Annotated in this window: 10 protein-coding genes; 7 read left to right on the forward strand and 3 right to left on the reverse strand. The window is 64.0% G+C overall.

Translation table 11 applies throughout. The annotated features are described in order from the left end of the window. Positions 1-1486 precede the first annotated feature (1486 nt). The 5 genes from BUE39_RS31165 to BUE39_RS31185 all read left to right on the forward strand — a co-directional run bounded on the left by BUE39_RS31165 (position 1487) and on the right by BUE39_RS31185 (position 7141). Positions 1487-2878: an FAD-binding oxidoreductase gene (locus tag BUE39_RS31165; RefSeq protein ID WP_073432477.1), complete on the forward strand. Its 1392-nt coding sequence runs from the start codon at positions 1487-1489 to the stop codon at positions 2876-2878. Positions 2879-3025: 147 nt separating this feature from the next. Further along, positions 3026-4105, forward strand: coding sequence for a transporter (locus BUE39_RS31170; RefSeq protein ID WP_073432478.1), 1080 nt, complete (start codon positions 3026-3028; stop codon positions 4103-4105). Between the two features lie 153 nt (positions 4106-4258). Further along, on the forward strand, positions 4259-4849 hold the full coding sequence (locus tag BUE39_RS31175; protein WP_073432479.1) for a BPSL1445 family SYLF domain-containing lipoprotein: 591 nt from the start codon (positions 4259-4261) through the stop codon (positions 4847-4849). 239 nt (positions 4850-5088) lie between these two features. Continuing rightward, on the forward strand, positions 5089-6576 hold the full coding sequence (locus tag BUE39_RS31180) for a SulP family inorganic anion transporter (RefSeq protein ID WP_073432480.1): 1488 nt from the start codon (positions 5089-5091) through the stop codon (positions 6574-6576). A gap of 118 nt (positions 6577-6694) precedes the next feature. Continuing rightward, complete coding sequence (locus tag BUE39_RS31185) at positions 6695-7141, forward strand: response regulator transcription factor (protein WP_073432481.1); 447 nt, start codon at positions 6695-6697, stop codon at positions 7139-7141. 41 nt (positions 7142-7182) lie between these two features. On the opposite strand, the gene BUE39_RS31190 is transcribed toward BUE39_RS31185, so the two are convergent. Beyond that, positions 7183-7722, reverse strand: a complete 540-nt coding sequence (locus BUE39_RS31190; protein ID WP_073432496.1) for a YbaK/EbsC family protein — start codon at positions 7720-7722, stop codon at positions 7183-7185. A gap of 178 nt (positions 7723-7900) precedes the next feature. On the opposite strand from BUE39_RS31190, the gene BUE39_RS31195 reads away from it, so the two are divergent. After that, the gene (locus BUE39_RS31195) at positions 7901-9232 is read left to right on the forward strand and encodes a YihY/virulence factor BrkB family protein (RefSeq protein WP_073432482.1); all 1332 of its coding nucleotides are present in this window, start codon (positions 7901-7903) and stop codon (positions 9230-9232) included. 391 nt (positions 9233-9623) lie between these two features. Then, positions 9624-10805 carry a porin gene (locus tag BUE39_RS31200; RefSeq protein WP_073432483.1) on the forward strand — a complete coding sequence of 394 codons (1182 nt, stop codon included), beginning with the start codon at positions 9624-9626 and terminating at the stop codon, positions 10803-10805. On the opposite strand, the gene BUE39_RS35775 is transcribed toward BUE39_RS31200, so the two are convergent. Further along, positions 10802-11053: a hypothetical protein gene (locus tag BUE39_RS35775; RefSeq protein WP_114163842.1), complete on the reverse strand. Its 252-nt coding sequence runs from the start codon at positions 11051-11053 to the stop codon at positions 10802-10804. The genes BUE39_RS31200 and BUE39_RS35775 overlap by 4 nt on opposite strands. 20 nt (positions 11054-11073) lie before the next feature. Beyond that, on the reverse strand, positions 11074-11946 hold the full coding sequence (locus BUE39_RS31205) for a proteasome-type protease (protein WP_073432484.1): 873 nt from the start codon (positions 11944-11946) through the stop codon (positions 11074-11076). Positions 11947-12025 lie beyond the last annotated feature (79 nt).

Raw genomic sequence — 12025 nt, forward strand, 5'->3', positions numbered from 1 at the left:
CCACCACTCCCAGTCCCACCACCCCCAACCCCACCACCCCCAACCCCACCACTTCCTGTTCCCCCATCGCCCGCACCCGCACCACCGCCGCCCCCACCACCCGCAGCCACGCCTCCTTGCCCCCCACTACCCGGACTCCCCGCACCGACTCCTGCCGCCCCCGAGTTCGCGCCTCCTCGCGCGCCGCCCGCTCCCAAGCCTGCCGACGCGGTCCCACTTCCATCACTGCCCGGAGCCCCTCCGGCCTCCGCTGAACCCGGACCCTCAGCCGCGGCGGCAGCCACGCCGATTCCGACAGACGTCGACAAGCTATCGGCTTCCTGCTTACAACCTGGCGTGTCGAACATCGGGCAATCGATTGGCAATGCTTGCGCGACGATCATCTCCGCCGGACTGACCGGCGGTGCGGCAAATAATGCAGGATTAGTTTCAGCGCCCGCCATCGCCGCATACAGACTCACGGCAGCCGCCAATACCGCCTTGCGCGTCCCCAACGCCCGCGCGTCCCCGTTTTGCTTTTTCATTTCATGCTCCCCATTTTTTTATCGAAAGACCGGACTGGATAACGAGTGAATCTCAGCTCACTGTGCAAAATGAAACTTCAAAGCCCAGTCGGCATTGCCTCGCGTTACAGCGGAACGCATCGCATCCGGCATCTTCTTTCTCGCGGAAAATCCCGTTCCGATTCGAGGTGATCCGAGAGAAACGACTAGCGATGCGCGAACAAAACCGCTAACGCACGCATCAGGGCCTGATGGAGGCTAAAGTTATGCGGAGCGTCATCGAGTGACGGTGCGTTAGCCCACGCAATGCGATACCGCCGAGGCGTTTCCATTAATTTCGCAATGGGAATGTCGGCAATCGTCAATTGCCGGATTCGCGGATTCCGCTATACGTTCTGCTGCATACGCAATCCGAGCCATTACCTTTACTTCCGGCTTTTGCGTCGCCGAATGAATCGAATCGCTGCAACGGATCTCGCACCGCGAGTGCCGACACGTACAGGAAAATAAGTGGGCTATGGCTAGTCGGATCGCTTCGATAAGTACTTATCCGAACACAGCAGGTGGATTGCGATAGCGCGAGTGAGAGCAATCCCACAGACAGCCGACACCAGAGCGTTCCACACTGTTATCGCGCCATCTATCGTTGGACTTCGCCAACGCACGAGAAACACCGAGCCAATGAAAACGCGGACACGTCATTGCCAGGCGGCATGCCCGATGAGTTCGCCTCGCCGCTTTTTTTCCGAAGCATTCCCATCATCCACGCCACCGGTACACGCTGCAGTGACCGCGCGCCCCGCGGACGCTTGCTGCATGAGCTTCGCACAGCGGCGGCGCAAAGCGCGGGTAAACCTATGTTTGACTTAAGGATGCCGGCCCGTTTACTGAAACAGACCAAATTGCCCAACGCATATTCGTTTTTGATTTGATCGGCTGAATAGTGCGCCGGGAGCGTCTTCCACTATCTCACGAGGTGTGCCATGGCTCAGGTGTCCAGTAGCGCCATCGACGAACTGAAAACGGCCGTGCGCGGCGAACTGCTGCTGCCCGACAACGCGGGCTTCGACGAAGCCCGCAGCATCTGGAATGCAATGATCGACAAACGCCCCGCGATGATCCTGCGTTGCGCGGGCGTCGCGGACGTGCGCCGCGGCGTCGCCTTCGCGCGCGACAACGACCTGCCGCTCGCGATGCGCGGCGGCGGCCACAACATCGCCGGCAGCGCGTTGTGCGACGACGGCCTGGTGATCGACCTGTCGCCGATGAAATCCGTGCGTATCGATCCGGCGGCGCGACGCGCCTACGTCGAACCGGGCGCGACGCTCGCCGACTTCGATCATGAGGCGCAGGCGTTCGGCCTCGCCACGCCGCTCGGCATCAACTCGACCACGGGCGTGGCGGGCTTGACGCTCGGCGGCGGCTTCGGCTGGCTCAGCCGCAAATACGGCATGACGGTGGACAATCTGCTATCCGCGGACATCGTCACCGCCGACGGCGAGCTGCTCCACGCAAGCGCCGATTCGCACGAAGATCTGTTCTGGGCGATTCGCGGCGGCGGCGGCAATTTCGGCGTCGTCACGCTCTTCGAATTCGCGCTGCATCCGGTCGGCCCGCTGGTATACGGCGGCCTCGTCGTGCTGCCGCTCGATCAGGCGAGGGACGCCCTCGCTCAATACCGCGCGGCGGCGGCCGACATGCCCGAGGATCTGAGCGTATGGGCGGTGCTGCGGCTCGCGCCGCCGCTACCGTTTCTGCCGCCCGAAGCGCACGGCAAGCCGGTGATCGTATTCGCCATGTGCTACTCCGGCCCGGTCGACAACGGACCGCTCGCCGTCGAGTTCGTGCGAGGCTTCGGCACACCCGTCGGCGAACATCTGGGACCAATGCCCTACGCGATGTGGCAACAGGCGTTCGATCCACTGCTCACGCCGGGCGCGCGCAATTACTGGAAGTCGCACAATATCGGCGTCATAGAAGACGGGTTGATCGATGCGCTGCTCGCTGCGATCGACACGTTGCCGTCGCCGCAATGCGAGATCTTTTTCGGTCAGATCGGCGCGCAGACCAGCCGCGTGCCGGTCGAGGCCACCGCCTACTCGAGCCGCGACACGCAGTATGCGATGAACGTGCATGGCCGTTGGGACGACGCAAGCGATGACGAGCGCTGCATCGGCTGGGCGCGCGCGTTCTTCGACGCCGCCGCGCCGTTCGCGTTGGGCAGCGTCTACGTCAACTTCATGACGCAGGAAGAAGGCGGCCGGGTGGCCGATGCGTATGGCCCGAACTACGAGCGCCTCGTCGCCGTGAAAGGCCGCTACGATCCGCACAACCTGTTCCGTCACAACCAGAACATTCAGCCAGCCGTGCGCTAAAGGCAAAGGCCGAAGGGACGAGCGCCCTACACCGCGATCGTGACACCGGCGTGTCCGCCGCCATCCTCTCGAGGCCCGTGCGGCGGACACCAGCTCAATATGATGTGTCAGAATGCGCGGCTGTGGAACGCTCTTCTCGAACGGCTTATGAACCTGAATGTTGCGCCTGTCACTTATGGTGCGGATCGCTCGGGCCTCGTGTGCGGCTTCCGTTTTTCAGCGGGCGAGCCCGGCGTATCGATCGACACGGACGGCGCCGCCCAATGGCTCGCCGACAATGCGCGCGAGCACGCCGGCGTCGCTGACGACGACAGGAATCAACCCGTGCCGCAACCGTCCAGGGGCGACGGCCAATTTCTCTGGCTGCATTTCAATCTCGCGCACGTGTCCAGCGAAAAGTGGATGCGCGCGCATCTCGACCTGCCCGAGACCTTTTTCGAGGCATTGCGCGAAGGCTCGCACTCGACGCGGATCGAACATCAACATGGCGCGTTGCTCGCCGTGGTCAACGACGTGATGTTCGATTTCGAGCAAACGCCGTCCGACATCGCCACGCTATGGGTTTACACCCATGAGCGGATCATGATCACGGCGCGGCTGAAGCAACTGCGTTCCGTCGACCGCCTGCGCGCATCGGTGCGCGAAGGCGAAATCTTCGAAACGCCGGCCGAATTGCTGATTCACCTGTTGCGCGACCAGGCCGATCTGCTCGTCACGATCGTGCGCCGAAGCAGTACCGAGGTGGACCGGCTCGAGGATCAGTTTCTCTCCCGCAGAACCTTCGACAACCGTCGCGACCTGGGCGCGATGCGGCGCGTGCTCGTGCGCCTGCAACGACTGCTGGCGCCCGAGCCCGGTTCGATCTTCCGGCTGCTGGTGAGGCCGCCCATCTGGCTCTCGCAGCGGGACGTGCAGAGTCTGCGAGACTCGACGGAAGAATTCTCGCTGGTGCTCGGCGACCTGTCCGGTCTTGCCGAGCGCATCAAGCTGCTGCAGGAAGAGATCGCCGCGCGGCTCACCGAGCAAAGCAATCGCACGCTCTTCACGCTGACGCTCGTGACGGTGCTCGCGTTGCCGATCAACATCATTGCCGGGCTGTTCGGCATGAACGTCGGCGGCATTCCGCTCGCGGAAAACCGGCACGGCTTCTGGGTCATGGTGCTGATGGTGGTGAGCTTCACCGCGCTCGCCGGATGGTGGGGTTTTCGCCGCCGCGCGGGGCGTTGAGCGCATGCCGCGAGGTCATGCCGCGCGCCGGGCACGGGAACTGCTGCCCGGTTAACGCGTCACACGTTTGGCCCGGCGCGCTCGCGCGCGGCCTAGCGCGGACAGCAACGCCGAACTTCCTATAACGAACACGAACGCACCCGGAGAACAATCATGCGCAGACGACAATTCATCATGACCACCAGCGCGGCTCTCGCCACCGCCGGCCTTGGCCTCGCCGGCTGCACCACCACCTCGCCATCGTCCAGTTCGTCGTCGGCGGTGAATGCGAGCAAGCGCGACACGATCAATGCGGGTGTCGACTCCACGCTTTCGCGCCTCTATACGAACGTCAATGGCTCGCGTGAACTCGTCGCCAAGGCGCGCGGCGTGCTGGTGTTTCCCTCCGTCATCTCGGCGGGCTTCTGGGTCGGCGGCCAGTACGGCGAAGGCGCGTTGCGCGTGGGCGGCCGCACGGCCGGCTACTACAGCACGGTGGCGGGCTCGTTCGGCTTGCAGATCGGCGCGCAGTCGAAGGCGCTGATCTTCCTGTTCATGACGCAGGAAGCGCTCGATAAATTCCTCGGCAGCCAGGGCTGGGCCGCAGGCGCGGATGCCACGGTCGCCGTGCTGAACGTGGGCGCGAACGGCGCGGTCGACACCTCCACCGCCACCAGCCCGGTCGAAGCTTTCGTGCTCACCAACGCGGGCTTGATGGCGGGCGTGTCGCTCGAAGGCACCAAGATTTCACGTCTGATGATCTGAGCGAATACGCTCATTGCCGCGCGGCCGTCTCAGCGGCCGCGTGGCGTTTCAGGCGGCGGGCTTGCCCGCCTCTCACCAGGCGTCGCCCGCCTTCACGGCCGCAAGGGCCGCACTGCTGTAAAATCCGCGCCTTTCGCACGCTTGCCCGGCCATCGTCGTCTCAGGCCGAGGCAGCCATCCCATGTCGGGCCGCGTGCATCGCCACGCCGTTTCTGCGCCCGCTTCCCGTATCGTTGAAGATGAACACCGCTAGTCCCACTCGAAGTTGGCTCGCCAACCTTCCCGGCATCCGGAGCAATGTGCTCGCCGGTCTGACCTCGTCGTTCGCGCTGGTGCCCGAATGCATCGCCTTCGCGCTGGTCGCCCACCTCAATCCGTTGATGGGCCTCTACGGCGCCTTCTTCATCTGCACGCTCACCGCGCTGTTCGGCGGGCGGCCGGGCATGATTTCCGGCGCGGCCGGGTCGATGGCGGTGGTCATCGTGGCGCTCGTCGTGCAGCATGGCGCGCAATATCTGCTCGCCACCGTGATCCTCAGCGGCATCCTGATGGTGCTGTTCGGCGCGTTGCGGCTCGGCAAGCTGATCCGCATGGTTCCGCATCCGGTGATGCTGGGTTTCGTCAACGGGCTCGCGATCGTCATCGCAATGGCGCAGCTCGCGCACTTCAGGCAGCGCACGCCGCAAGGCGAACCCTGGCTGCACGGCGGCGCGTTGCTGACGATGTGCGGTCTCGTCGCGCTCACGATGCTGATCGTCTATCTGCTGCCGCGGCTCACACGCGCCGCGCCGCCCGCGCTGGTGGCGATCGTCGGCGTGGGACTCTTCACGCAGTGGCTGCATCTGCCCACGCGCACGCTCGGCGACATGGCGCACGTTGCCGGCAGCCTGCCGAGCCTGCGCATGCCGGACGTGCCGCTCGATCTGAACACCTTGCAGGTGGTGCTGCCCTACGCGGTGCTGATGGCGACCGTCGGTCTGCTGGAAACGCTGCTCACCTTCAATCTGACGGACGAGATCACCGAAACGCGCGGGCAGCCGAACCGCGAATGTCTCGCGCTGGGCGCGGCGAATATCGCCTCGGGTCTGTTCGGCGGCATGGGCGGTTGCGCGATGATCGGGCAGACGATGATCAATCTGAACTCGGGCGGCCGCTCGCGGCTATCGGGCATCGTCAGCGGCGTGATGATCCTGATGTATATCCTGTTTCTGTCGCCGCTGATCGAGCGGATTCCGCTGGCGGCGCTGGTCGGCGTGATGTTCGTGGTCGCGCAGCAAACCTTCGCGTGGGGTTCGCTGCGGGTGCTCGGCAAGGTGCCGCGCAACGACGCGCTGGTGATCGTCGCGGTCACGATCATCACGGTGTTCACCGACCTCGCGATCGCCGTGTTGTGCGGCATCGTGATCGCCGCGCTCAGCTTCGCATGGCAGCATGCCCGCGAAATTCACGCGCATGTCGAGGATCACACCGGCGACAAGGTCTACCTGCCGCGCGGCACGCTGTTTTTCGCATCGACCACGCGCTTTCACGAGCTTTTCGACCCGGCCGGCGATCCCGGCCACGTCACGATCGATTGCAGTCAGTTGCTGCTTGCGGATCATTCCGCGCTGGCGGCCTTGCAAGGTCTCTACGAACGCTATCGAAAAGCCGGCAAGCAACTCCGTATGAAGAATCTCTCCGCTCGCAACCGGCACTTGCTGACCCGGGCCGGTATCGAGTTCGCGTAGCTGTTATGCGAACGCTGACCAAACGTAATAGTCGAGAAAGATCGCGATAAGACTCCCCACGGACTTTTGTTTTCACTACATTGGACGTTTCGGTGCGCGGTCTTCCGGGGAGTCCATTGTGACAAGACGGGTCTCGCTTGACGATGAAACCGAGTTTGCAATCTGGAAGCGCCGCAGCGCGGTACAGCCGACGCTATCGCGCCGCGTGCTGGTCGCGCATCGCGACAAGGCGATCGGCGAATCGCTGGTGCTGCTGCTGTCGCTAAAGGGTTACGAGGCGATCTACGCCGCCGACCTGCCGAAGGTGAAATCCTTCATGAACCGGTGGAAGCCGCATGCGATCCTGCTCGATACGCGGCTCGACTCCGCCTCGGACTACCAGTTCACGCGCGCGGTGCGCGCCGACCCATCGAACGCCGACTTACTGCTGCTCGCCATGAGCAACCTCTGGCCGCTCGATCCGATCGGCTCGCTGAAACAAGGCGGTTTCGACGGCCACTGCCGGCGGCCATGCTCGCTATGGCGCGTGGCGGATATTCTCGAAGGCTATTTCGCCGGCGCGTGAGCGATCTACGCGGCGAGCTTGCGTGACAAGCTCGAGTGACCTTACTCGGGCGCCACCGTCAGCGAGGCGACTTCGCAGCGGGGCCACTGCCGCAACACCTCGGGTGCGAGCAGCAGTTTGGCGGCGCGCACGCCCGCGCCCATCACGATCTGCGAGCGCTCCATCACCGCGGCATCGACCAGGATGCGCCAGTCGTCCGGCAAGCCGAAAGCCGTAATGCCGCCAAACTCCATCCCGCTATGCTCCACCGCGGCCTCGCGTTTGGCGAACGAAAGCCGCTGCGCGCCGAGCGCCGTCTTCACCGCGCCGTTGATGTCCAGACGCAGCGAACCCAGCGAGACCAACGCCGCGTAGTGTTCGGCGCCCTCCTTCCTGTAACGGATCACGATCGTGTTCGCGCAGTCCTCCAGGCCGAAGCCATAGCGTGCGCTGAATTCGGCGGTGTCGGAGGCGTCGTCGCTGACGGCGAAGACGGTCACACCGCGTGCCGGCAACTGGGCGACGACGTGCGCCGGCAAATGCGCGCCAAGGTTCTCCGCGGCAATGATGTCGAGTTGCTGTACGAGTTCGTGCGAGTGCATGGTGATCAGAGGGAGCAAGGATTCCCGGCATTCTAACGGCACGTCCCGCTGACGGCGCTTGTTATAGTCACAGGCATAAGGCTTGCGAAAGGCAGGATGCGAACGCCGCGCCGAGGTGAGTTCACCACGCGAGCACGCCGCATCCGCCGCGAGGACGGACTCATCGAGAACGACGATCATGGATATCGACACGCTTTCCGCGGAGCACCTGCAACTCGTGGCACGCAAGCAGGCCAACTGGGCAATCGGCGCCTTCAGGCAGTTCTCCGAAAATCGCTGCGCCGCGATGGCCGCCAGCATCGCGTTCTACGCGGCCTTCTCGCTCGCGCCGACGCTGGTCATGGTAATCGCGGTGGCCGGCTGGTTCTTCGGCGCCGAAGCCGCGCGCGGCGAACTGTTCGATCACATTCACGGCCTGCTCGGCGACCAGGCCGCCGCGGGCGTCCAGACCATCGTCGAGAACGCGCATCACAGCGGCAGCGCGGGCGGCGTCGCGGCGATCATCTCGTTCACGATGCTGGCGATTGGCGCGTCGGCCACGTTCTCGTCGCTCAATAGCGCGCTCAATGTGGTGTGGCCGTATACCGGACCGCGCTGGTCGAGCCTCGTCGCGCTGGTGCGCGTGCGGCTCATCTCGTTCGGGCTGGTGCTCGGCGTCGCGTTTCTGCTGATCGTGTCGCTGGTGCTCGATACGGTCATCACGTTCGTTGGCAAGTGGCTGTGGGGCGACTCGCCTTATGTGGTGATCGGCAATCTGCTGCAACTCAGCGTCGGTCTGGTGGTGCTGGCGTTCGCCTTCGCCGGCCTGCTCAAATTTCTGCCGGACGCGCACGTGCGCTGGCGCGATGCCTTGGTCGGCGGAATCGTCGCGGCCGTGCTGTTTTCGGCCGGCAAGAAGCTGTTCGCGCTGTATCTCGCGCACGCCGGCATCACCAGTTCGTTCGGCGCGGCCGGTTCGCTCGCCGTGCTGCTCATGTGGCTGTATTTCTCGGCCGCCGTGCTCCTGCTCGGCGCGGAGTTCTCGGCGGCGCGCGGGCGCATGCACGATCCGCGCGGAGGCTGGGGCATGCAGGACAACACGCCGCCCGGCAGCCGCGCGAAGCTCGCTTCGGTGCTGGCGGCGTCGACGGTATCCGCGGATGATGCGGCGCCACGAACGGGCGAGGCGGCCGCCGCCGATGGCGCGGCGCGGACAGTCCGCACGTCGAGCGCCAGGGCGCTTGCCGACGCATCGGCAGGCTCGGGTTTACGCGTGCGACCGCGCAAGCAAGGTTCGGCGAGTGTGACCACGGCTGCGGCCAAGCTCAGCCGCAGCGTTGCCCTCGCCGAGGAACAGGCCATCCGTGTCGCCGCGGTAGCGCTGCTCGAAGCCGGTCGCAAGGCGGCCGCGGCCGACCGCTACGTCAAGCGGCACCCGTGGACTTCGGTGCTGCTCGCAGCCGCTTCGGGGCTGGCCGCCGTGGCGCTGGCACGCCGCCGCCACGCGGACGAGAACACGCGTCGGCAATGACCTGCTGAGCCGTCGCTCCGCTGATGAATTGCACCAACGCACAACGCTGGAAGTCTGTCCAGCACGCTCATCAAACGAAGCACGCCGCCTTCTTGATAGCGACGCTAGCGACCAGGGCCTCCAGTTAGACGACTAGATTACAAACAACCTTCAAATCTCTACCCAAAGTGGAGGTAGTGCAGCCGCCACTGTCAGGAAAACAACAATAATGCTCAGTCAACGAATAACTATTGCTCAAATGGCAACAATTCTTAACGCGCTGTAAATACAAGGCTTTCCGCTGTTTGTCACATTTTGGCGACACTCTTTTTTTTCCAGTTCGTGCCGATAGAGCCGGTGAGCTATTCTCCTTTTCGCAACAACGAAACCAATCATCTGCGTGGAGAAATGGATGAAACGACTCGCACTGTCTACCCTCTCGCTGGCGCTTCTGAGCGTCACCGGCGTGGCACATGCTCAAAGCAGCGTTACCCTGTACGGTTTGATCGATGAATCGATCCAGTACGCACACAACACCGTCGACGCTTCCGGCAAGAACAGCAACCAGGTCGGCCTGGTGGGCGGCAACCTGCAAGGCAACCGTTTCGGCTTGAAGGGTACGGAAGACCTGGGCGGCGGTCTGAAGGCGATCTTCCAGTTGGAAAACGGCTTCGACATCAATAGCGGCAGGCTCGGTCAGGGCGGCAAGATGTTCGGTCGTCAAGCGTATGTCGGTCTGACGAACGACTCGTTCGGTACCGTCACGCTGGGTCGTCAGTACGATCCGGTGGTCGACCTCGTTCAACCGCTGACGGCTGACAACTACTTCGGTTCGACCTTCACCACGCCGGGCGACGTCGACAACAACGACAACTCCTCGCGCACGAATAGCGCCGTCAAGTACACCTCGCCGGTGTGGGGCGGCTTCCAGTTCGAAGGCATGTACGCATTCGGCGGCGTGGCCGGTCAAACGGGTTCGGGCCAAACGTGGTCGGGCGCCGCAACGTTCGCAACGGGTCCGTTCAGCGTGGCAGCGGGCTACTTCCGCGCCAACAACGGCAACACGCTGGCTAGCCGCACGGTGGCCGGCACGCCGGGCTGGAACGGCAGCACGTCGGACGGCACGTTCGACAACCAGATCAACGGCGCATACGCCGCTGCCAAGTCGATCGGCATCGCTTCGGTCGCTGCGCAATACGTGGCAGGTCCGTTCACGGCCAACGTGCGTTACAGCAACGCACAGTACAAGCCGGACGCGAACTCGGGCTTCGGTTCGACCGAGAAGTTCCACGTCATCGGCGCATACCTGGGTTACCAGGCAACGCCGGCCATGCTGGTTGGCGTGGGCTACACGTACACGAAGGCCAACGGCGACTCGAGCGCAACGTACCACCAGGCTTCCATCGGCGGCGACTACAACCTGTCGAAGCGCACGGACATCTACCTGGTCGGCGCGTATCAACACGCAAGCGGCCAGCAACGTGCTTCGGACGGCACGCTGGTCAACGCCGGCGCGGCAATCGGCTCGTATGGCTACAACTCGGCTACCAGCTCGCAAGAGATCGTCAGCCTGGGCATCCGCCACAAGTTCTAATCGAGCTTGACGGACTGCTGAAGCAACACGCAGTTGAAAACCAGCCACGGGCGAAAGCCCGTGGCTGGTTTTTTTCGTCCCGTGGTTGGGGTGCGCGCGGTGTGCACTGGCCCGGGCACGGCGCTTAACCTGAGGAAGCGCCGCTTTCGCGCCGCAAGATCCGCGACGGAAACAAAAAAGGCCGCCAGCAAGCCCTGGATAAGACCCGTGACGACCTTGATCCAATTCGCGCCGCCGAGAGCCGGCAAGCGCGGTCATAGTTAACCGGCTACCGCCGCTGCCCCTTGCCTTTGTCCGCCTGCGCCAACGTCTGCGCAGGCGTGGCGTCGAACTCATGCTCGATACCATCCGCGCCCACCGGCGCGCGGTGCAGCACTAGCGCCCGCTCGCGCTGCAACAGCGGCACATTGGGCGAAGCCTGCCAGTCGGGATCGGGGATCTCGCCGAACACCTGGCGCAGCCGCTCGCCCCACGTGCGGTGGATCATCTCGAAGTACGCGTTGTCGTGGTCGACCGAGACGAAACGCGTGACGCACAGCGCGTCCTTTTCGTAGACCAGCAGATCGAGCGGCAGCCCGACAGACAGGTTCGAGCGCAGCGTCGAATCCATCGAGATCAGCGCGCACTTGGCGGCTTCGTCGAGCGGTGTGGACGGCGTCAACACGCGATCGATGATCGGCTTGCCGTACTTGGCCTCGCCGATCTGGAAATACGGATTCACGGCCGACGCTTCGATGAAGTTGCCCGCCGCGTAAATCATGAACAGGCGCGGCCGGTTGCCGGCGATCTGCCCGCCGAGAATGAAGCTGCAATTGAAGTCGACGCCGAATTCCTGCAACGCCTCGGCCTCGCGCTGATGCACGGAACGCACCGCGCGGCCGATCACGCGCGCGGCGTCGGCCATGGTGGGCGCGCTCCAAAGTGTCGGCTGCGAAGCATCCACGGGCTCGGACAACTCGTGCAGCACCGCCTGCGTGAGCGACAGATTGCCGGCCCCAAGCAGCACGAGCATGCGCTCGCCGGGCTGCTCGAACACCGACATCTTGCGCGCGGTGCTGATGTGATCGACGCCCGCATTGGTGCGCGTGTCCGAGAGGAACACGAGCCCTTCTTCGACGGACATCGCGACACAATAAGTCATAGGAAGTACCCGCAAAAAAACGACTGAACGGCGCTATTGTAATGCGGCGCGCACGCGCATCCATGCCGTATTACGGCCT

Source organism: Paraburkholderia terricola (assembly GCF_900142195.1).
GTDB classification, from domain to species: Bacteria; Pseudomonadota; Gammaproteobacteria; order Burkholderiales; family Burkholderiaceae; genus Paraburkholderia; species Paraburkholderia terricola.

Bases quoted from the DNA above. Each gene is read 5' to 3' on its own strand.
- BUE39_RS31165 (WP_073432477.1), top strand. From the start codon at position 1,487: ATGGCTCAGGTGTCCAGTAGCGCCATCGACGAACTGAAAACGGCCGTG.
- BUE39_RS31170 (WP_073432478.1), top strand. From the start codon at position 3,026: ATGAACCTGAATGTTGCGCCTGTCACTTATGGTGCGGATCGCTCGGGC.
- BUE39_RS31175 (WP_073432479.1), top strand. From the start codon at position 4,259: ATGCGCAGACGACAATTCATCATGACCACCAGCGCGGCTCTCGCCACC.
- BUE39_RS31180 (WP_073432480.1), top strand. From the start codon at position 5,089: ATGAACACCGCTAGTCCCACTCGAAGTTGGCTCGCCAACCTTCCCGGC.
- BUE39_RS31190 (WP_073432496.1), bottom strand. From the start codon at position 7,722: ATGCACTCGCACGAACTCGTACAGCAACTCGACATCATTGCCGCGGAG.
- BUE39_RS31195 (WP_073432482.1), top strand. From the start codon at position 7,901: ATGGATATCGACACGCTTTCCGCGGAGCACCTGCAACTCGTGGCACGC.
- BUE39_RS31200 (WP_073432483.1), top strand. From the start codon at position 9,624: ATGAAACGACTCGCACTGTCTACCCTCTCGCTGGCGCTTCTGAGCGTC.
- BUE39_RS31205 (WP_073432484.1), bottom strand. From the start codon at position 11,946: ATGACTTATTGTGTCGCGATGTCCGTCGAAGAAGGGCTCGTGTTCCTC.